At 70.2% G+C, this 19,513-nt stretch carries 19 protein-coding genes; 13 read left to right on the top strand and 6 right to left on the bottom strand.

Going from position 1 to position 19,513, the window contains the following annotated elements:
* Positions 1-42 precede the first annotated feature (42 nt).
* The 4 genes from atpD (at position 43) to nucS (ending at position 3,098) form a co-directional block, all read left to right on the top strand.
* Positions 43-1,524 (top strand): F0F1 ATP synthase subunit beta, encoded by a 1,482-nt coding sequence (gene atpD / locus AC54T1_RS12075; RefSeq protein WP_484346017.1) that lies wholly within the window; start codon positions 43-45, stop codon positions 1,522-1,524.
* A gap of 49 nt (positions 1,525-1,573) precedes the next feature.
* On the top strand, positions 1,574-1,858 hold the full coding sequence (locus AC54T1_RS12070) for a F0F1 ATP synthase subunit epsilon (RefSeq protein WP_484346018.1): 285 nt from the start codon (positions 1,574-1,576) through the stop codon (positions 1,856-1,858).
* A gap of 25 nt (positions 1,859-1,883) precedes the next feature.
* Positions 1,884-2,309, top strand: a complete 426-nt coding sequence (locus tag AC54T1_RS12065) for a DUF2550 domain-containing protein (RefSeq protein WP_484346019.1) — start codon at positions 1,884-1,886, stop codon at positions 2,307-2,309.
* A 93-nt stretch (positions 2,310-2,402) separates the two neighbouring features.
* On the top strand, positions 2,403-3,098 hold the full coding sequence (gene nucS, locus AC54T1_RS12060) for an endonuclease NucS (protein WP_484346020.1): 696 nt from the start codon (positions 2,403-2,405) through the stop codon (positions 3,096-3,098).
* A gap of 110 nt (positions 3,099-3,208) precedes the next feature.
* Here nucS and AC54T1_RS12055 read toward each other — a convergent pair whose 3' ends face one another.
* Entirely contained in the window at positions 3,209-3,592 is a 384-nt protein-coding gene (locus tag AC54T1_RS12055; protein WP_496912096.1) for an AGE family epimerase/isomerase, read from the bottom strand.
* A 133-nt stretch (positions 3,593-3,725) separates the two neighbouring features.
* On the bottom strand, positions 3,726-4,757 hold the full coding sequence (locus AC54T1_RS12050) for an acetylxylan esterase (RefSeq protein WP_496912095.1): 1,032 nt from the start codon (positions 4,755-4,757) through the stop codon (positions 3,726-3,728).
* A gap of 402 nt (positions 4,758-5,159) precedes the next feature.
* Between AC54T1_RS12050 and AC54T1_RS12045 the strand changes: the two genes are divergently transcribed.
* The 5 genes from AC54T1_RS12045 (at position 5,160) to nrdF (ending at position 11,160) form a co-directional block, all read left to right on the top strand.
* On the top strand, positions 5,160-6,620 hold the full coding sequence (locus AC54T1_RS12045; RefSeq protein ID WP_496912094.1) for a GH1 family beta-glucosidase: 1,461 nt from the start codon (positions 5,160-5,162) through the stop codon (positions 6,618-6,620).
* A 576-nt stretch (positions 6,621-7,196) separates the two neighbouring features.
* The gene (nrdH, locus tag AC54T1_RS12040; RefSeq protein ID WP_484346024.1) at positions 7,197-7,442 is read left to right on the top strand and encodes a glutaredoxin-like protein NrdH; all 246 of its coding nucleotides are present in this window, start codon (positions 7,197-7,199) and stop codon (positions 7,440-7,442) included.
* Positions 7,443-7,473: 31 nt separating this feature from the next.
* Complete coding sequence (gene nrdI, locus AC54T1_RS12035) at positions 7,474-7,890, top strand: class Ib ribonucleoside-diphosphate reductase assembly flavoprotein NrdI (RefSeq protein WP_484346025.1); 417 nt, start codon at positions 7,474-7,476, stop codon at positions 7,888-7,890.
* Positions 7,848-10,004: a class 1b ribonucleoside-diphosphate reductase subunit alpha gene (gene nrdE / locus AC54T1_RS12030; RefSeq protein WP_496912161.1), complete on the top strand. Its 2,157-nt coding sequence runs from the start codon at positions 7,848-7,850 to the stop codon at positions 10,002-10,004. Before nrdI ends, nrdE begins: the two co-directional genes overlap by 43 nt.
* A gap of 178 nt (positions 10,005-10,182) precedes the next feature.
* Complete coding sequence (gene nrdF, locus AC54T1_RS12025; RefSeq protein ID WP_484346027.1) at positions 10,183-11,160, top strand: class 1b ribonucleoside-diphosphate reductase subunit beta; 978 nt, start codon at positions 10,183-10,185, stop codon at positions 11,158-11,160.
* An 87-nt stretch (positions 11,161-11,247) separates the two neighbouring features.
* Here nrdF and AC54T1_RS12020 read toward each other — a convergent pair whose 3' ends face one another.
* Together AC54T1_RS12020 and AC54T1_RS12015 are read right to left on the bottom strand one after the other, a co-directional pair.
* Complete coding sequence (locus tag AC54T1_RS12020) at positions 11,248-11,814, bottom strand: dihydrofolate reductase family protein (protein WP_496912093.1); 567 nt, start codon at positions 11,812-11,814, stop codon at positions 11,248-11,250.
* 182 nt (positions 11,815-11,996) lie between these two features.
* Positions 11,997-12,908, bottom strand: a complete 912-nt coding sequence (locus tag AC54T1_RS12015) for an FKBP-type peptidyl-prolyl cis-trans isomerase (protein ID WP_496912092.1) — start codon at positions 12,906-12,908, stop codon at positions 11,997-11,999.
* Positions 12,909-13,048: 140 nt separating this feature from the next.
* Between AC54T1_RS12015 and AC54T1_RS12010 the strand changes: the two genes are divergently transcribed.
* Positions 13,049-13,339, top strand: a complete 291-nt coding sequence (locus tag AC54T1_RS12010; protein WP_484346030.1) for an Rv1322 family protein — start codon at positions 13,049-13,051, stop codon at positions 13,337-13,339.
* 26 nt (positions 13,340-13,365) lie between these two features.
* Positions 13,366-14,196 carry an alpha/beta fold hydrolase gene (locus AC54T1_RS12005; RefSeq protein ID WP_484346031.1) on the top strand — a complete coding sequence of 277 codons (831 nt, stop codon included), beginning with the start codon at positions 13,366-13,368 and terminating at the stop codon, positions 14,194-14,196.
* 1 nt (position 14,197) lies between these two features.
* On the opposite strand, the gene AC54T1_RS12000 is transcribed toward AC54T1_RS12005, so the two are convergent.
* A complete protein-coding gene (locus AC54T1_RS12000) occupies positions 14,198-14,635 on the bottom strand; it encodes a hypothetical protein (RefSeq protein ID WP_496912091.1) in 438 nt (145 codons plus the stop codon).
* Positions 14,636-14,651: 16 nt separating this feature from the next.
* Entirely contained in the window at positions 14,652-16,877 is a 2,226-nt protein-coding gene (locus AC54T1_RS11995) for a coiled-coil domain-containing protein (RefSeq protein WP_496912090.1), read from the bottom strand.
* A gap of 262 nt (positions 16,878-17,139) precedes the next feature.
* On the opposite strand from AC54T1_RS11995, the gene AC54T1_RS11990 reads away from it, so the two are divergent.
* Positions 17,140-18,489: a hypothetical protein gene (locus AC54T1_RS11990; protein ID WP_496912089.1), complete on the top strand. Its 1,350-nt coding sequence runs from the start codon at positions 17,140-17,142 to the stop codon at positions 18,487-18,489.
* Positions 18,489-19,499 carry a DUF8094 domain-containing protein gene (locus tag AC54T1_RS11985; protein ID WP_496912088.1) on the top strand — a complete coding sequence of 337 codons (1,011 nt, stop codon included), beginning with the start codon at positions 18,489-18,491 and terminating at the stop codon, positions 19,497-19,499. Before AC54T1_RS11990 ends, AC54T1_RS11985 begins: the two co-directional genes overlap by 1 nt.
* The last annotated feature ends 14 nt before the right edge of the window (positions 19,500-19,513 follow it).

Here is a 19,513-nt window from a genome sequence, read left to right as displayed (position 1 = left end):
CTCCGCCGGAGTGATCTCCGGCCCTGCGAAGCGAGGCCAGAAATGACCGCCACCTCCGTCGAAGCACCGGTGGGTCCCACCGGTGGGGCCGCCGTGGGCCGTGTTGCCCGCGTCATCGGTCCCGTCGTCGACATCGAGTTTCCCGCCGATGCCATCCCCGACATCTACAACGCGCTGACGGTCCCGATCGACCTCACCGCGCAGGGTGAGGCCGAGACGGCCTTCACGCTGACGCTCGAGGTCGCCCAGCACCTCGGGGACTCCCTCGTGCGCGCCATCGCGCTCAAGCCCACGGACGGCCTCGTCCGTGGTGCGGTCGTCACGGACACGGGTGCGCCGATCAGCGTCCCCGTGGGCGACGTGACCAAGGGCCACGTCTTCGACGTCACCGGTGAGGTGCTCAACGCCAAGCCCGGTGAGCAGATCGAGATCACCGAGCGGTGGCCCATCCACCGCAAGCCCCCGGCGTTCGACCAGCTCGAGTCGAAGACGACGATGTTCGAGACCGGCATCAAGGTCATCGACCTCCTCACGCCGTACGTGCAGGGTGGAAAGATCGGCCTGTTCGGTGGTGCCGGCGTCGGCAAGACCGTGCTCATCCAGGAGATGATCTACCGCGTCGCCAACAACCACAACGGTGTCTCCGTCTTCGCCGGAGTGGGGGAGCGCACCCGTGAGGGCAACGACCTCATCGAGGAGATGACCGAGTCGGGCGTCATCAAGCAGACCGCCCTGGTGTTCGGCCAGATGGACGAGCCGCCGGGCACGCGTCTGCGCGTGGCGCTGTCGGCGCTGACGATGGCGGAGTACTTCCGCGACGTGCAGAAGCAGGACGTGCTGCTCTTCATCGACAACATCTTCCGCTTCACGCAGGCCGGCTCCGAGGTGTCGACCCTGCTCGGGCGCATGCCGTCCGCGGTGGGCTACCAGCCCAACCTCGCCGACGAGATGGGCCAGCTCCAGGAGCGCATCACGTCCACGCGTGGTCACTCCATCACCTCGCTCCAGGCGATCTACGTCCCTGCGGACGACTACACCGACCCCGCCCCGGCGACGACGTTCGCGCACCTCGACGCGACGACGGAGCTCTCGCGCGAGATCGCTTCGCGTGGTCTCTACCCCGCCGTCGACCCGCTGGCCTCGACGTCGCGGATCCTCGACCCGCGCTACGTGGGTCAGGCGCACTATGACACCGCGACCCGCGTCAAGCAGATCCTCCAGCGCAACAAGGAGCTGCAGGACATCATCGCGATCCTCGGTGTCGACGAGCTGTCGGAGGAGGACAAGACGGTCGTCTCGCGCGCCCGCCGCATCCAGCAGTTCCTCTCGCAGAACACGTACATGGCCGAGCAGTTCACCGGTGTCCCGGGATCGACCGTCCCGATGTCCGAGACGATCGAGGCCTTCTCGAAGATCGCGGACGGCGAGTTCGACCACATGGCCGAGCAGGCGTTCTTCAACATCGGTGGCCTCGAGGACCTCGAGCGCAACTGGGCCCGGATCCAGAAGGAGTACGGCGTCTGACGGACGTCCGTACCCATCCAGGCTCAGCAACTAGTTCCGAGGAGTACACGTGGCACAGCTCGAAGTCGACCTCGTCGCGGCGGACCGTAGGCTCTGGTCCGGCGACGCGAGGCAGGTCAGCGCGCCGGCGGCGGACGGGGAGATCGGCATCCTCGTCGGCCACTCCCCGCTGCTGTCGGTGCTGCGCGCCGGGAAGGTCCGGATCACGGACGCCTCGGGCGGCGTCGTGAGCGCGACGGTGTCCGGCGGGTTCATCTCGGTCGACGCTGACACGGTGACGATCGTCGTCGACAGCGCCGAGCTCGACGGACCCGCGGGCTCCGCGTCGCGCTGACGCACGTGGTGGAGCGCTGAGAGCCGTGGGAATCCTGGGGTGGTCACTCGTCGCGACGATCGTCGTCGTCGTCGCAGTGGCAGTCGCGGGGTACTCACGGCTTCGCGCTCTCACGCACCAGGTGGGCTCCTTCGAGGCGTCCTTGCGGTGCCGGACGACGACCGACCTCTCCGACCCGTGGGTGAGCGGGTTCGCCGTGTACGGGGAGGACCGGCTCGTGTGGTGGCGGACGTGGTCGCTGAGCTGGGCGCCGCGGCACGCATGGCTCCGGGACCGGTTCGAGGTCACGGGGCGCGTGCCGCTCGACCAGGCGGGGATGCCAGACCTCTACCTCGTGCAGTGCAGGTACGACGACACGTCGTTCGACCTGACGATGTCCTCGGGCGCGTACTCCGGGCTCGCATCCTGGCTCGAGGCCGCACCCCCCAGCCAGTGCAACGTCGTCGTCTGACCAGCTGCTGCTCCCGGCGCACCGGACCGTGCGGGTCCGGCTGCGACCGCGTCCTGTACCCGCCATCACCCACGTCACCCATGAGGAGCTCGCGTGCGGATCGTCGTCGCCCAGTGTTCGGCCCACTACACGGGACGGCTGTCGGCGCACCTGCCCCTCGCGACCCGGCTCCTCATCGTCAAGGCTGACGGAAGCGTCCTGCTGCACTCGGACGGCGGGTCGTACAAGCCGCTCAACTGGATGAGCCCACCGTGCACGCTGCGGGTCGGAGTGCCCGACGAGGACGCGGCGGCGCGTGGCGTCACACAGGTGTGGACCGTCCAGCACGCCAAGACGGACGACCGGCTCGTCATCGAGCTGCACACCGTCCACGAGGACGCGTCCCACGACCTCGGGGTCGACCCTGGGCTCATCAAGGACGGCGTCGAGGCGCACCTCCAGGCGATGCTCGCCGCCCAGATCGACCTGCTCGGGCCGGGGCACACCCTCGTCCGGCGGGAGTACCCGACCGCGATCGGTCCGGTCGACCTGCTCGCGCGGGACGCGACCGGGTCGACCGTCGCGATCGAGATCAAACGGCGCGGCGACATCGACGGCGTCGAGCAGCTCACGCGCTACCTCGAGCTGCTCAACCGGGACCCGCACCTGGCGCCCGTACGCGGCGTCTTCGCGGCGCAGGAGATCAGGCCCCAGGCGCGCGTCCTCGCGACCGACCGGGGGATCGCGTGCGTCGTGCTCGACTACGACGCCATGCGCGGCACCGACGATGTGGGGTCACGGCTCTTCTGACCCGGACCGTCCTCGTGCCCTCAGGCCTGCGGGACGAGCCCGCGTCCCAGAGCCGTCGCCAGCGACGGAGCGAGGGGCGCCAGCGGGATGAGGGTCGCCTGGATCGCGTGCTAGAGGTCCGGTTTCCCGGGCCACACCGTGCGTGCCGGCACGTTCGCCGCGTCGAGCTCGTGGTGCCACGAGCCGTGCTCCCGGTCGAGGAAGCTCGTCGCGACGTGGTCCCACCAGCGCGCGTAGTCCGCCGCGAACCGGGGCTCACCGGTCACGCGGTGCAGCGCCGCCGCGGCCCCGATCGCCTCCGCCGCGACCCAGTGCATGCGTGTGGCGACGACCGGGCCAGCGGCCCGCGCAGGGCGTCGAGCGCCGCCTGTGCACGGGGTGCCGATCCCGGCACACCCATGAGGTGCCCGAGCCCGTAGACGTGAGCCATGCGAGCCGTGGCGTAGGTGATGACGGGCTGCGCCGGGTCGACAGCTCCGGAGTCGTCGAGCCATCCGGCTCCCCGTCCGGGAACCTCGAACGCCTCCCCGAACGCCAGCAGCTCGTGGGCGTGCCGCACGAGCCACGCGCGGTGGAGCGCACTGCTCGGCCAGGGCGTAGGGCCCGCCGACGAGCTGCTGGACGTCGTCATGCGGTGGCCGGTGACAGCTCACCCGAGGGTACGTCGGGCTGAGCGGTGCCGAGCCCGGCCCTCGCTCGCAACCAGTGGATCTGCTTCGTCAGCTGGTACCCCTGCCCGCCCTCGTGCTGGTTGAACGGGTAGACCTCGATCGACTTGTCGGTCGGACGATCGCCACCGTAGTGGTTGAAGGCCGCGTACACGGTGGACGGCGGACAGATCGGGTCCATGAGGGCGACGGAGAAGAGCGCGGGCGCCGTCGCCCGCTTCGCGAGGTTCACGCCGTCGACGTACGAGAGGGTCTCGAAGACCTGGGCGGTGTGGTCCCGGTGGACGGACAGGTAGGAGGTGATCTCCCCGTAGGGGAAGGCGTCGGTGATCTCGACGGCTCGGCGGACGTGGCACAGGAACGGGACGTCCACGAGGGCACCGAGCAGATCGGGGACGAGCGCCGTGGTGGCCAGCGCGATGCCACCACCCTGGCTCCCGCCCGCGACAGCGACGCGGTCAGCGTCGACGGTCGGCACCGCGCGCAGCGCCTCGACCGCGCGCACGGCGTCGGCGAAGACCCGGCGGTAGAAGTACTGCGCGGGATCGAGGATGCCGCGGGTCATGTAGCCGCTGGACGCAGGCCCGCTGCCCACGGGGTCCGGGGTGTCGCCCCCGCTGCCCCACCCGCTGCCCTGACCGCGCGTGTCCATGAACAGGTGGGAGAACCCTGCTGCTGCCCACGCGAGGTGCTCGTGCGGGAGCCCGCGGCCCCCGCCGTACCCGTTGAACGACACCACGCCGGGAACCCGGTCCGCGCCCCGGGGCGCGACGAGCCAGGCCTTGATGCGGTGGCCGCCGAAGCCGCTGAACGTGACGTCGTGGACGTCGACGAGATCCAGCCCTGCGTCCACCGGCCGCAGCTCGAGGTCGAGGTCGAAGGCGCGGGTCTCGTCGAGGGTCGCCGCCCAGAAGGCGTCGAGGTCAGCGGGTTCGTGCAGGTCGGGCCGGTACGCGGCGAGAGCCGTCTCGTCGAGGTCGAAGCGTGCCATCTCGAGTCTCCTGGAGGGGTGGGGTCGGGGTGGGTGCAGGCCCACGGCCACCGACTGTCGGGCGCCCGCGTGAGTGCACCGTTGCCCCCGTCGTCGTTGACTGTTGCCGTGCACCGCGTCGGGTGCATGCCGGTCGGCTGTGACCGGCTGGTGGGCACCAACCTTACGGCCTCGCCAAGCGAGCGGCACGACGCGGCCAGGTGGCCGGCAGCTCGCGTGCCGGCCGGTCCACGAGGAGGTGCATCACGAGGTCGACGGCACGGGGCAGGTAGTCTCCTCGGGGACGCCCACCGCGCGGGCGGTCGAGTGCGGGAGCGCTCCCACGGCCATCGTCGCCGGGCTGCAGGAACCACGGACCACGTCACGATCGAGCAGGACCAACACAGAGGGAGTCATCAGCCCATGAGCACTGCGCCTCATGCCCCCGGAGCAGCGACCGGGCGGGAGTTCCCGCCCGGCTTCGTCTGGGGATCCGCCACGGCCGCCTACCAGATCGAAGGTGGAGCCACCGAGGGCGGCCGCGGCCCGTCCATCTGGGACACCTACTCCCACACGCCCGGCAAGACGATGAACGGGGACACCGGCGACGTCGCCGACGACCACTACCACCGCTGGGCCGAGGACATCGAGCACATCAAGAACCTCGGCCTGAGCGCCTACCGGTTCTCGATCTCGTGGCCCCGCGTCCAGCCGGGCGGGTCGGGCGACTTCAACCCCGAAGGGATCGCCTTCTACTCCCGTCTCGTCGACGGTCTCCTCGAAGCGGGCATCAAGCCGGTCGTCACGCTCTACCACTGGGACCTGCCCCAGGAGCTCGAGGACGAGGGCGGCTGGACGAACCGTGCGACGGCGTACAGGTTCGCCGAGTATGCGCGTCGCATGGCCGAGGAGCTCGGCGAGCGGATCGACGTCTGGACGACGCTCAACGAGCCGTGGTGCAGTGCGTACCTCGGGTACGGCTCGGGTGTGCATGCACCCGGTGTGACGGACGCGGAGGGCGCCCTCGCGGCGGTGCACCACCTCAACCTCGCGCACGGCCTCGCAGGACGCGCGATCCGTGAGGTGCTCGGAGACGCGGCGAAGCTCTCCGTGACGCTCAACCTGCACGTCGTGCGACCGGAGGACCCGACGTCGGCCGCCGACCTCGACTCCGTGCGCAAGATCGAGGCGCTCGCCAACGGTGCGTTCCTCGGCCCGATGCTCGACGGCGCCTACCCGGCGGGCCTGCTCAGCGACACGGCGCACGTGAGCGACTGGTCGTTCGTCGAGGACGGTGACCTCGAGATCACGAAGATCCCCCTCGACGTGCTCGGGATCAACTACTACTCCACCGTGAAGGTGCGGCACTTCTCGGGCGAGGGCGAGCGGGCCGAGAACGACGGCCACGGTGCCTCGAAGGCCAGCCCGTGGATCGGCGTCACGGACGTGGAGTTCATCCAGCAGCCCGGCCCGTACACGGCGATGGGCTGGAACATCGAGCCCGCCGGCATGAGCGACCTGCTGCTGTCCGTGCACGCCGCCTACCCCGACCAGCCGATGATGGTCACGGAGAACGGCGCCGCGTTCTCCGACGAGGTGAGCGAGGACGGTCGCGTCCACGACGACCGTCGTGTCGCCTACCTCCACGACCACATCGCTGCGGTGGGCGACGCGATCGACGCGGGTGCCGACGTCCAGGGGTACTTCGCGTGGTCGCTGCTCGACAACTTCGAGTGGGGCTACGGCTACGACCGACGTTTCGGCATCATCCGGGTCGACTTCGACACGCTCGAGCGGATCTGGAAGGACTCGGCGTTCTGGTACCGGTCGCTCGCGACGTCGAACCGCCTGCCGGCCGTCGACGACGTGCGGTACGACGTCTGACGGGCGTCGCGCGACACGCGGGAGCGTGAGGTCCCGCACTTTTCACCCGGTCCCGCGGGACCCGACGGACCGGGTCGACGAGGGGTTGTCCACCGGCTGTGGACGAGAGGTGCACACAGCCGGTGGACAGCCCCTCGTGTCGTACCCGGGCGCCGCGAGGAGTCCGCGGGACGCCGTGCGCTGGCGCGTCGACGGCGTCTGAGCAGGCGCGCAGCGGCAATGTCGGTGGCCCGGTGGAGCATGGGAGAGAGCTCGGCCGCGAGGTCCCGCGGGGGGTGTGGAAGGAGGTCCCGAGAGGCGTCCACAGTTCTCGGACGGTCGTCCACAGGCACGTCGGTGCAGATGTGACGAGCATCCCCGACACACAAGTCCTAGGGGTCGACCTTCCGCCTCACCCCTAGGTATAGTGGTGGGACACCGCAGCCCGGAACGGCGGCGGAAGCGTACGAAGCGAATGACACAGACGTAGTTACACCGGCGTCGTCCCAGGTCACGGCCGCGAGGTCGACGAAGATCCGGCGCGGCAGCCCTCGTGGCGGACGAGGCCGGTCAGGCCAAGAACCAAGGAGACGGACGATGAGCATCACGGTCTACAGCAAGCCCGCATGCGTGCAGTGCGACGCGACCTACCGCGCACTCGACAAGCGCGGCATCGAGTACTCGATCGTGGACATCAGCCAGGACGCCGAGGCCCTCGAGATGGTGCGCGGGCTCGGATACCTCCAGGCCCCGGTCGTCGTCGCCGGCAACGAGCACTGGTCCGGGTTCCGCCCCGACCAGATCAACGCCCTCGCAGCGAAGGTCTCGTCCGCCGTCGCCTGACGCCCCACCCACGGAGGAGGTCGAGGAGCGCATGTCCGCTCTCGTGTACTTCTCGAGCGCCTCGGGCAACACCCACCGGTTCGTCGAGAAGCTCGGTCTCCCCGCCCACCGCATCCCCCTTCGACCGGCCGACGGCTTCTTGTGCGTCGAGCAGCCCTACGTACTCATCGTCCCCACCTACGGCGGGGGCAACGAGGGTGGTGCTGTGCCCCGGCAGGTCGTGAAGTTTCTCAACGACGGGCGCAACCGCTCGTTGATCCGCGGTGTCATCGCCGCAGGCAACTCCAACTTCGGAGCGGCCTACTGCATCGCCGGTGACATCGTCTCCTCGAAGTGCAACGTTCCGTACCTGTACGGCTTCGAGATCCTTGGAACGACCGAGGACGTCCAGCGCGTCCGCGACGGATTGGCTCAATTTTGGCAACGACAGTCACAGGTCCCGGCGTAGAGACCGAGCTCGATTACCACGCGTTGAACGCGATGCTCAACCTCTACGGCCCGGACGGTGAGATCCAGTTCGACAAGGACCGACAGGCCGCCCGTCAGTACTTCCTCCAGCACGTCAACCAGAACACCGTCTTCTTCCACAGCCTCGACGAGAAGCTCGACTACCTCGTCGAGAACAAGTACTACGACCCGGCGGTCCTGGCGAAGTACGACCGCACGTTCATCACGTCGCTCTTCGACTTCGCGTTCTCGAAGAAGTTCCGGTTCGAGACGTTCCTCGGTGCGTTCAAGTACTACACCTCGTACACGCTCAAGACGTTCGACGGGAAGCGGTACCTCGAGCGGTTCGAGGACCGCGTCTGCATGGTCGCCCTCTCGCTCGCCGACGGCGACGAGAAGCAGGCCGTGGACCTCGTCGAGGAGATCATCTCCGGACGTTTCCAGCCGGCGACCCCCACGTTCCTCAACGCCGGCAAGGCCCAGCGCGGCGAGGCAGTCTCCTGCTTCCTCCTGCGCATCGAGGACAACATGGAGTCGATCGCCCGCGGGATCAACTCCGCGCTGCAGCTGTCCAAGCGCGGTGGCGGCGTGGCGCTCCTGCTGAGCAACATCCGTGAGCACGGTGCGCCCATCAAGCACATCGAGAACCAGTCGTCCGGGGTCATCCCCGTGATGAAGCTGCTCGAGGACTCGTTCTCCTACGCCAACCAGCTCGGTGCCCGCCAGGGCGCCGGAGCGGTGTACCTGCACGCCCACCACCCGGACATCATGCGGTTCCTCGACACCAAGCGCGAGAACGCCGACGAGAAGATCCGCATCAAGACGTTGTCCCTCGGCGTCGTCATCCCCGACATCACGTTCGAGCTCGCGCGCAAGAACGAGGACATGTACCTCTTCTCGCCGTACGACGTCGAGCGGATCTACGGCGTGCCGTTCGCCGACGTCTCCGTGAGCGAGAAGTACCACGAGATGGTCGACGACGGGCGCATCCGCAAGACGAAGATCAAGGCCCGCGAGTTCTTCCAGACCCTCGCGGAGCTGCAGTTCGAGTCCGGCTACCCGTACGTGATGTTCGAGGACACCGTCAATGCGGCGAACCCGATCAAGGGCAAGATCACGCACTCGAACCTGTGCTCCGAGATCCTCCAGGTGTCGACGCCGTCGACGTACAACGCAGACCTCTCCTACGAGCACGTGGGACGGGACATCTCCTGCAACCTCGGTTCCATGAACATCGCCAAGGCGATGGACTCCCCGGACTTCGCGAAGACGATCGACACCGCGATCCGTGCCCTGACGTCCGTCTCGGACCAGACGAGCATCGACTCGGTGCCCTCCGTCCGGCACGCCAACGACCTCGGGCACGCGATCGGCCTGGGCCAGATGAACCTGCACGGGTACCTCGCCCGCGAGCGCGTCTTCTACGGCTCCGACGAGGGCATCGACTTCACGAACATGTACTTCTACACCGTGGCGTTCCACGCGATCGCTGCCTCGAACCGGCTCGCGATCGAGCGGGGCCGGGCGTTCGGCGGCTTCGAGGACTCGAAGTATGCGACGGGGGAGTACTTCGACAAGTACACGGAGCAGGTGTGGGCTCCGGCCACGGAGCGGGTCCGCGAGCTGTTCGCACAGTCCGGTGTCGCCATCCCGACGCAGGACGACTGGCGGGCGCTCAAGGCGTCCGTCATGGCGCACGGGATCTACAACCAGAACCTCCAGGCGGTCCCGCCGACCGGATCGATCTCCTACATCAACAACTCCACGTCGTCGATCCACCCGGTGGCCTCGAAGATCGAAATCCGCAAGGAGGGCAAGATCGGGCGCGTCTACTACCCGGCGCCCTACCTGACGAACGACAACCTCGAGTACTACCAGGACGCGTACGAGATCGGCTACGAGAAGATCATCGACACGTACGCCGCGGCGACGCAGCACGTGGACCAGGGCCTGTCCCTCACGCTCTTCTTCAAGGACACCGCGACCACCCGCGACGTCAACCGCGCCCAGATCTACGCGTGGCGCAAGGGCATCAAGACGCTCTACTACATCCGCCTGCGCCAGCTGGCGCTCGAGGGCACCGAGGTCGAGGGCTGCGTCTCCTGCATGCTGTGAGGTGATGTCGCCCGGTTCGCGCCGGGCGGCACCTTCCGCGGACCGGGTCTTGTGATCGCCGGGCCGCTGCGGGGCCTGCCAGGCCCACCACGATCACAGACCCGACCCGCTCCAGGTGCGTGCGTGTCGCTCGAAGTTCCACAGGATCCTGCCTCGTGGCAGGAGAGGGAGTGCAGGAATGTCCACCGGAAAGCTCAAGCTGATCAGCCGCGTGTCGGCGATCAACTGGAACCGCGTCGAGGACGACAAGGACGCCGAGGTGTGGGACCGGCTCGTCGGCAACTTCTGGCTGCCCGAGAAGGTCCCGGTGTCGAACGACATCCAGTCGTGGGCGACGCTCACGCCGGCGGAGAAGGAGCTGACGACCCGGGTGTTCACGGGGCTGACGCTCCTCGACACGATCCAGGGCACGGTGGGCGCCGTGAGCCTCATCCCCGACGCGATCACCCCGCACGAGGAGGCCGTCTACACGAACATCGCGTTCATGGAGTCGGTCCATGCGAAGAGCTACTCGTCGATCTTCTCCACGCTCATCTCGACCCAGGAGATCGACGACGCCTTCCGGTGGTCGGAAGAGAACGTCAACCTCCAGCGCAAGGCGGAGATCGTCCTCAGCTACTACCACGGCGACTCGCCGCTCAAGCGGAAGGTCGCCTCGACGCTGCTCGAGTCCTTCCTCTTCTACTCCGGCTTCTACCTGCCGATGTACTGGTCCAGCCGCGCGAAGCTCACGAACACGGCCGACCTCATCCGCCTCATCATCCGCGACGAGGCCGTGCACGGGTACTACATCGGCTACAAGTACCAGAAGGGCCTCGAGAAGCTCAGCCCAGCCGAGCGCGAGGAGATGAAGGGGTACACCTTCGAGCTGCTCTTCGAGCTCTACGAGAACGAGGTGCAGTACACCGCGGACCTCTACGACGGCGTCGGTCTTACGGAGGACGTGAAGAAGTTCCTGCGCTACAACGCGAACAAGGCGCTCATGAACCTCGGATACGAGGCGCTGTTCCCCAAGGACGAGACGGACGTCAACCCGGCGATCCTCTCCGCCCTGAGCCCCAACGCCGACGAGAACCACGACTTCTTCTCCGGCTCCGGGTCCTCCTACGTCATCGGCAAGGCCGTGAACACCGAGGACGAGGACTGGGAGTTCTGACCGCAGCCGTGGCCCCGCTGTCCTGACGCCGACGTTCCGACCCCTCGGAGCGTCGGCGTCGTTCGTGATGGGTCACTTCGTGGTGGGTCACGGCGTGGTGCGTACCGCGTAACGCACAGCGATCGCACCCGAGCCGAAGCGTCGGTGGTCGAGCAGCTCGAGGTCGAGCCGCATGCCGCGCGGCAGCGCCGGCTTGCCGCCACCCAGGACCACGGGACACAGGACGAGCACGCACTCGTCGACCAACCCGTGCCGGAACGCCTGGGCGCCGATGGTCGCTCCGCCGATGCTCACGTCCGCGGGAGACGCATCCTTGAGCTCGTGCACCTGCGCGGGCTCGAAGCGCCGCTCCAGCCTCGTCCGCGGGGTCGACACCTCGTCGAGGGTCGTGGAGTAGACGACCTTGTCGGCATCGCGCCAGACCTCCGCGTACTCGCGGACGACCGCGGGAGCGTCGGCGAGCCAGTCGTCGTCCTGCCAGACGCGCATCGTCTCGTACATCCGGCGGCCGTAGAGCGACGTGCCGACGTTCCGCTCGTGCTCGTTCCAGAAGGCGTGGACCTCGTCGTCCGGCACCGAGTAGTCGAACGAGCCCGTCTCGTCCTCGAGGTACCCGTCGAGCGAGGTGTTGGCTGCGTAGATGAGCTTGCCCATGAGTGCCTCCGGCCGTGGACCTTCAGGGTCCAACCTGGGCGCTGGCGCCGTCAAGAGCATCGCCCGCTCACCCACCCGCTCGGGGTCGTCGGACACGCACACAGGCCCCGGTCCACCGGGGGAGGTGGGACCGGGGCCTGTGCGGTGCCGGAGCTCTGCGGGGTCGAGAGCCGCGCGGAGGGCTACTCGGCGGCGAGGATCTCGACGACGAATGCGAGGTCCTCGTTCGCCAGCGGGTTGGCCGAGCCGCCGTACGCCAGCTCCTTCGGGATGACGAGGAGCAGCTTCGTCCCGACGGGCTGCCCGACGATGCCCTGGTCCCACCCGGGGATGACGGCGCCGGTGCCGATCGCGGTGGTGAAGGGCTCGCCCTTGTCGTACGACGAGTCGAACTTCTCACCGGTGGACACAGCCCAGCCGGAGTAGTTGAACGTCGCGTTCTGGCCGCTCTCGATGACCGGTCCCGTGCCCTCGGTGAGGACCTGGACGATGAGCTCGTCCGGCCCGCGGAAGCCGGGCTGCAGAGCGATGGAGGGGACGCCCGCGTCGTCGAACGTCACGCTCGGCATTCCTTCCCCGACCGTCATCGGGGGCAGCGGCTCGACGATCTCGAGGGCGGTGACGAGAGTCTCGCCCTCCTCGGGGCCCGGGGCCGCGAGGAGCAGCTGTGCGCCGACCTTCTGCGTAGCGAGCGCCTCCGCGAGCGTGTCACCCGGCATCGCGCCGGAGTAGGCCAGCTCCTGGGGCTGCGCGTCCCACGAGGACCCGGCCGACTCACCGGTCGAGCCGAGGACGGAGGTCCACCTGACCCAGGCCGTCCCGTCGAGCTCGGCGCCGGTGCCCTCGGTGACGACCCGCACGACCTGAGCGCTCACGCTCACCGGAGGCTCCAGCTCGATGGTCGGCTCGGTGCCCGGCTCACCCGTCAGGGTGATGGCCTCCACAGCGGCGATGTCCTCCTCCGTGGGCTCGGCGACCTCCGAGCTCGACTCGCTCGGTGAGGGGGAAGCCTCCTCGTCGGAGCTGCAGCCCGCGAGTGCGAGCGCGGCTCCGATGGTGATCGCGGTCAGTGAGCGAGCAGTGCGGTGCTTCAAGAGGTCTGTCCTTCGATGGATTCCGAGCGGCCGGGCCGCGGGGCCCCGCCACTGTAGCGCCCGAGCCTGGACGAGGGCTGGGCCGCGCACGGTTCGTGCCGGGATGTGCGCCGGGCCGGATCGAGCGGTGACAATGAAGGATGCCCTCGTCCCGCCGGTCCTCGCGCCGTCCCTACTCCCAGGAGCACACGCCCCTGGCTGTGGAGCGGTTGACCGGCGGCCGGCGGACCGAGATCCGCCGGGGTGAGGAATGGACGGTGCAGCCGGTCCGGGCGGGAGAGAAGGCGTACCGCTGCCCGGGCTGCTACGGGGAGATCGCTCCGGGTACCGCGCACGTCGTCGCCTGGGCCAACGACTCGTTGTTCGGGGCGCAGGCAGCACTCGCCGACCGGCGCCACTGGCACACGCACTGCTGGACCACGGCCCGATGACCGGCCACCGACCCGAGGGGACTGCGATGGACACGCTCGCTGTGCACACCTACCGCACCGCAGAGCCGGGTGAGCCGTCGCTCGTCCTGCTGCACGGCTTCCCGCTCGACCACCGGATGTGGGACGAGGTCGCCGCCCACCTCACGTCGGACATGACCGTGGTGGCGCCGGACCTGCCGTTCCTCGGCGCGTCGGTGCCGCTCGCCGGATCGGACGACGCGGCGGCCGGGCCGTCCCTGGACCGCAGCGCCGACGCCGTCGCTGCGGTGATCGCGAACCTCCCACCTGGACCCGTCGTCGTGACCGGACTCTCGATGGGCGGGTACGTGGCGCTCGCCCTCCTCGAGCGCCACCCGGGGCTCGTCCGGGGACTGGTGCTCGTCGACACCAAGGCGACTGCTGATGCTGCGCCGGCGCGCGCCAACCGGCTGCGGATCGCGACGGACGTCGAGACGCTTGACGACGTCGTCCCCGTGCTCGGGATGGCGAGCGCGACCCTCGGTGCGACGACCCGGGCGCAGCGCCCGGAGCTCGTCCAGCTGCTCGAGGGATGGATCGGGTCGCAGCCCGTCGCTGGTGTCGCGTGGTCCCAGCGAGCGATGGCGGCGCGCCCTGACCGCACCTCGGTGCTCGAGGAGTTCTCGGGTCACGCGGCCGTGGTCGTGGGGGAGGAGGACGAGATCACGCCGCTCGTGGACGCCGAGCACATGGCCGCCGCACTCGGTGGCGCCCCCGTGGTGACTGTCCCGGGCGCGGGGCACATGAGCCCGGTCGAGTCGCCGGCGGCGGTCGCGCTCGTCCTGGAACGGGCGGTCCACATGGTCAGCGGCGACGACGGGCGCGACCCGGCACGGTGAGTCAGGCGTCTGAACCCCCGCGCAGCGCGCGGTCGAGAGCCTCCCGGAGGTCGATCGACTCTCCGTCGCGCGCCCCTTGGCCGAGGACGAGCGGGGGATCGGACGGGACGAGCTGCGCGCCGCGGAACCGCGCCGCGAGCGAGGCCGGGACGGTGAGCACGTAGAACTCCCCGTCCGTCCCGATCCCGACGCTGCGGTTACGGCGGAGGTACCAGCCCTCGAGGTGGGTGCGGTACGTCGAGCGGCCGTCGTAGCTGCGCGCGACGAAGCGTTCCGTCGGGACGCCGGCTCTGCGGGCCTCGGTGACGAACCGCGCGATGAGCTTGCGTGCCTCCTGCGTGCTCGCTGCGCGTCGACGCTCGAGCTCGGCCGCCTGGTGGGCGGCGTTGCGGGACCGCTCCTCCCGCCACGCTGCAGCGGATGCTCCAGGTTCGCTCACGCGTGCCCCGTCCGGGTCAGCGGTCCGCCGCGGCGGGACCGGCCGGGGCATCGCCGGACTGAGACGACTCAAGCGCGCCGTCGGTGCGAGAACCCTCGGCCTCGGTGCCCGTCGCCTCGGTGCCCGTCACATCGGTGCTCGCCGTCCCGGTGCTGCCTGTCTCGGTGCTGTCCTTCGCGATGCTGTCGCCAGGGGTGCTGTCCGTATCGGCGGCGGGCGGCGCAGGCACGGGCGTGGGCGGCGCCGGCACCGGGGCGGGCCCGCTCGACGCGCTGGCGTCGTCGCGCTCGGGTGCTGCCACCGCGGTGCCCGGACGCGGGGCGGGCGCGGGGGTCTTCGTGACCGGTCCGGCCTTGCCGGACGCCGCCTTGCGCGCCTGCTGGGCAGGCGTCCCTGCCGCTGCGAGGGGCGCGGGGCGCTTGGACTTCGCCTTCCGCGGGGTCGCCTTGGCCACGGGTTCCTGGTCGGACGTGTCCGCGACCGGCTCGTCCGTCGATGTCGTTGCCGCGACGAACGACTCCTCCGCGGCCGCTGCCTTCTCCAAGGTCTCCGCGCTCGGGATGGCTTCCGCACCGAGCAGTGCCCGGAGCTCGTCGAGGTACGTCGAGATGGACTCACGCTGCCGGTTGAGCTCGTCGACCTGCCGCTGGGCGTTGCTGCGCTCGCGCTCCGCCTCGATGAGAGCGTCGGCCAGCACCTCGTCGGCCTGCTCACGCGCGGCGGACGTCATCGCCGCCGCCGCCCGGCGTGCCGTCTCCGCCGTCTCCTTCGCGTGCGCGTCGGAGTCCTTGCGGATCTGCTCGAACTGGGCGAGGGCGTCGGCCGCGCGCTTCTCGGCCTCCGCCGCGTGCCGCTCGGCGTCGCCGAGCAGCTTGTCGGTCTCGGCGCGCGTGCGCGCGTGCAGCTCGGTGTCGGCCAGCTGGGCCTGCTCGTGCTTCGCGGCGATCTCGAGCTGCGCTGCAGCAAGGGTCTCGCGCGCCTCGTCGAGGAGCCGCGTCGCTTCCGCCCGGGCAGCGGCGACGAGGTCCGTCGCCTCCCGCTGGGCCTGGGAACGCAGGGCGTCGGTCTCGATCGTCGTGCGCTCCCGCAGCTCCGTCGTCTCCCGCTCCGTGGTCGACCGCAGCTCGGCCGTCTCCCGCTGGGCGCTCTCGCGCAGATCGTTCGCCTCACGGGTGGCCGTCTCCACGAGGTGCGTCGCCTCGAGGTTCGCGGAGACGAGCTGCTCGCTCGTCGTGCGCTCGGTGGTCGTGCGCAGCTCGGCGAGGTCGTGCTCCTGCTGGAGACGTCGCGCCTCGAGCTCCTGCTCGACGCCGGTGCGCAGCGCCGCGATCTCGTTCTCCGTGGTCTGGCGGTGGGTCGCGAGCTCCCGGTCGAGCTCGGCCCGGCGCGCGTCCACCTCCTGCTGGACCACCGCGCGCAGCGAGGCCGCGTCGGACTCGGTCTGCTGCCGCAGCTCGTCCGTCTCGCGCACGGTCGTGGTGCGCAGCGTGGCCGCGAACTCCTCGGTCTCGCTCCGCAGTGCGGCCGTCTGCGCCTGCGTGGTGTGCCGGAGCTCGGCAGTCTCGGCCTCGGCCCGCTGGCGGAGGTCGGTCGCGTACCGCTCGGCCTCCTCGCGCTGGGTCGTGGTCGTCGCGAGGGTCGTCGACCGCAGCTCCTCCGCGTCGCGCTCCGTGGTGACGCGAAGCTCGGTGACCTCACGCTCCGTCGTGGCCCGCAGGGTGCCGAGCTCGCGCTCGAGCGCGGTGCGGCGTTCGGTCTCCTCGGTCGCGATGGACGTCCGGATACGGGCCGCCTCACGCTCGGCCGACCCGACGAGCTCCTCAGCACGACGCTCCGCGGACGTGATCGCCGTGTCGGCCTCGTTGGCGGCGGCCGACCGGACCTCCTCGGCCTCGCGGCGCGCCGCGGCGAGCAGCTCAGCCACCTCGTTCTCGGCGCGCGCCTTCATCTGGCCCGCCGTGAGTCGGGCCCGGCCGAGCGTCTCCTCCGCCTGGGCCTCTGCCTGGGCCATGACGTCGGTCGACTGCTCCTCGGCGGACCGCATGAGCTGCTCGATCCGTGAACCGAGCCCGGCGTACGAGGGCCGCTCGGTCTCCCGCAGCTTCTCCTGTGCTTCGGCGAGCGCCGCCGCCGTCTGCGTGGCCTGGCGGTCCAGCGCGTCCGCCCTGGTCCGGGCCTCGGTCAGTGCAGCCTCGAGCGACCGCAGGCGCCCATCGACCTGGGAACGGTCATAGCCGCGCATGACGACAGGGAAGATCGGACGATCGTCGGACACAACAGGCCTCCGTGGTGAGGATCGGGCATGCTCCGCCGAGCACAGGACGAGAGTCAGGTGCGGGAATGAGTCCTGACGGGGTGCCGTCCGGGACGATCGGCCCGCACGACCAGCGTATCCGCTCCGCGCCCACCAGAGCGCCCGATCGCGTGCACGGAGGCCGGGATGGCCGCGTGCTGTGCGCGCACCCGCGTTAGGCTGGATTTTCCACCCTCGAAGGGATTCATCTGTGCTGCACAAGATCGTGCCAGCCGTCCTGGTCGTGCTCGGGCTGCTCGTCGCCGGTCTCGGTGTCGCGTCCGGCACCGTCTGGCGCGCGAGCGACTCCGTCACGCTGCGGACCGGGTCGCAGGAGGACGTGACCCTTCTGCGGACCGAGCCGGGCCTGCTGGGTCTTGTCGACGACGCCGTGAGCATCCGAGCCGTCGCCGGGGACGACGACACCGTCGTCCTGGCGATGGGCCACCCGCTGGACGTCACCGGCTGGATCGGGACGGACGAGGCTCTTGTCGTCACGGGGGCGAGCGACTGGGAGACGTTGGACTCGGAGCTGGCCGAGCCGGAGCCCGCGACCGATGCGACGGCGGACCCGAGCGAGCAACCGCTCCCCGAAGATCCTGCTGCCACCGAGGGCGAGGTGCAGGACGAGGCGGTGCCTGCTCCCGACCCCCAGGGGTCGGACATGTGGGTCGCCGAGACCTCCGGGACCGGATCCGCGACGCTCGAGTGGGACGCGTCGTCCGACGACGAGATCCTGCTCGTGGCGAGCGTCGGGGACTCACCCGAGACTCCCGTGCTGGAGCTCACGTGGTCCCGGACCGTGACGACACCGTGGATGTGGCCCGGTGTCGTCGTCGGGGCGCTCCTCGTCGTCGCTGGGCTCGCGCTCGGTGCGGTGTGGTTCCTGCGCGGGCGTCGTGAGCGTGCAGGCGACGGGACCGGGACGAGGGGCGGTGCGAGCGGAGGCGCGGGCACCATCACTCAACGAGGCGCGACGAAGCCTGGCGCGACGAAGCCTGGCGCGACGACGTCTGGATCGACCCAGCCCGGATCCACCCAGCCTGGATCCACCCAGCCCGGATCCACCGACCGCGGAGCGGCCAAGCCCGGTACGTCGCCGGAGCCGGGCGGGCCCGGCCACGGACCGAGCCCGGCGTCGCCGGCTCAGCGCGCGGTCGCGGCACCTTCACCTAAGAGCGATCCGGTGGCCGGTTCGGACGCGCCCCGCACCCCCGACGGCCCGCTCACCCGGCGCGAGCTGCGCGAGAGGGCCGAGCGCGACCGGATCGAGCGGGAGGAGGCCGAGCGGGCGGCCAAGCGCGCCAAGAGACCGTGGCCACGCACCGGGACGATCCCCGTCGTCCCGGCCCCACAGGTCCCCCGGCTGGCTCCGGAGGCGGTGCCGGCCGAGCCGGAGGTCGACCCGAACCGCCGGATCTGGCTACCCGAGGGCACAGCCTCCACTTCAGGGGGCGGATGGCGCCAGGCATGGGGGGTCCGCCCCGTCGCCGACGAGGACCCGGGACCGACGTCGAAAGGCGCCACGGACGACACCGACCGACGGGAGGGAGGACAGTGATGCGACGCCTTGCACGCCCTGCACGCCCTGCACGCTCTGCCCTGGTCGCCGGGATCGGCCTGCTCCTCGTCACCGGATGCGCACCGGAGCTGCCCACGTTCGTCGTGGGCGAGGTCACCGAGGCACGGCCCGCACTGAGCGTCGAGCAGAGCGCGGACGTCTACGCCGAGATCGGGGAGGTGCTGGCGGCCGCCCAGGAGACGCTCGACCCGGCGGTCCTCGACGCCCGGCTGACCGGCCCCGCCCGCGAGCTGCGCGCCGCCGAGCTGACCGTCGCGGCCGCGCGCGGGTCCGTCGACGCGATCACCGAGCTCCCCCTCAACGTCCAGTCGTACATGGTGCCGACGACCCCCCAGTGGCCGCGGACCGCGTTCGCGGTGAGCGAGCGACCGCAGAACCTGCAGACCGAGCGGCTGCTCGTGACACAGCAGGCGGGACCCCGGGAGAACTACAAGCTGTGGGGATGGTTGCGCCTTTTCCCTGGCGTCACCCTGCCCGAGTTCGCCGCAGCAGACGTCGGGTCCCCGGAGGTGCCCCTCGACGAGGCAGCGACGCTCGTCGTGTCCCCGGCGGAGGTCGTCCAGCAGTACGTGGACGTGCTCAACGCCGGGGACGCGTCTGCGTACGCCGCGTCCTTCGCCGTCGACCCGCTGCGCGAACAGATCACCACGCTGCGGGCAGGTCGTCAGGAGTCCGCCGCCGTCATCGCCGGCACGTACACCCTGACGTTCTCTGCTCCTGCAGGCGAGGCGCGTGCGCTGCGCACCGCCGACGGCGGCGCCCTCGTCGTCGCGAAGGTCACGTCCATCGAGACGCTCGCCGGCGAGGTCGGCGCGACCGTGCCGCCGTCGGCGACGGAGGGTGCCTTCACCGGCGGCGCCGCGGCGGCCAACTCCCTGACGACGGGCCGGACGGGGCTCGTCGGCATCCGCATACCGCCTACCGGATCGGTGGATCCGGTAGCGGTCGTCGGGAGCGAGCTTCTGACGACCTCGGCCTCTGTGCCGTAGCGGTCGACCCTCTC

The sequence above is a fragment of the Sanguibacter sp. Z41_6 genome (assembly GCF_059621145.1).
This window is presented reverse-complemented; position numbering and strand designations above follow the sequence as displayed.

What these genes read in the sequence shown, in the direction of transcription:
- AC54T1_RS12050 (WP_496912095.1), bottom strand. Translation starts at nt 4,757, where the DNA reads ATGGCACGCTTCGACCTCGACGAGACGGCTCTCGCCGCGTACCGGCCC.
- AC54T1_RS12005 (WP_484346031.1), top strand. Translation starts at nt 13,366, where the DNA reads ATGGACACGCTCGCTGTGCACACCTACCGCACCGCAGAGCCGGGTGAG.
- AC54T1_RS11985 (WP_496912088.1), top strand. Translation starts at nt 18,489, where the DNA reads ATGCGACGCCTTGCACGCCCTGCACGCCCTGCACGCTCTGCCCTGGTC.
- nrdH (WP_484346024.1), top strand. Translation starts at nt 7,197, where the DNA reads ATGAGCATCACGGTCTACAGCAAGCCCGCATGCGTGCAGTGCGACGCG.
- nrdF (WP_484346027.1), top strand. Translation starts at nt 10,183, where the DNA reads ATGTCCACCGGAAAGCTCAAGCTGATCAGCCGCGTGTCGGCGATCAAC.
- AC54T1_RS12010 (WP_484346030.1), top strand. Translation starts at nt 13,049, where the DNA reads ATGCCCTCGTCCCGCCGGTCCTCGCGCCGTCCCTACTCCCAGGAGCAC.
- AC54T1_RS12055 (WP_496912096.1), bottom strand. Translation starts at nt 3,592, where the DNA reads ATGGCTCGACGACTCCGGAGCTGTCGACCCGGCGCAGCCCGTCATCAC.
- AC54T1_RS12045 (WP_496912094.1), top strand. Translation starts at nt 5,160, where the DNA reads ATGAGCACTGCGCCTCATGCCCCCGGAGCAGCGACCGGGCGGGAGTTC.
- atpD (WP_484346017.1), top strand. Translation starts at nt 43, where the DNA reads ATGACCGCCACCTCCGTCGAAGCACCGGTGGGTCCCACCGGTGGGGCC.
- nrdI (WP_484346025.1), top strand. Translation starts at nt 7,474, where the DNA reads ATGTCCGCTCTCGTGTACTTCTCGAGCGCCTCGGGCAACACCCACCGG.
- AC54T1_RS12020 (WP_496912093.1), bottom strand. Translation starts at nt 11,814, where the DNA reads ATGGGCAAGCTCATCTACGCAGCCAACACCTCGCTCGACGGGTACCTC.
- AC54T1_RS11995 (WP_496912090.1), bottom strand. Translation starts at nt 16,877, where the DNA reads ATGCGCGGCTATGACCGTTCCCAGGTCGATGGGCGCCTGCGGTCGCTC.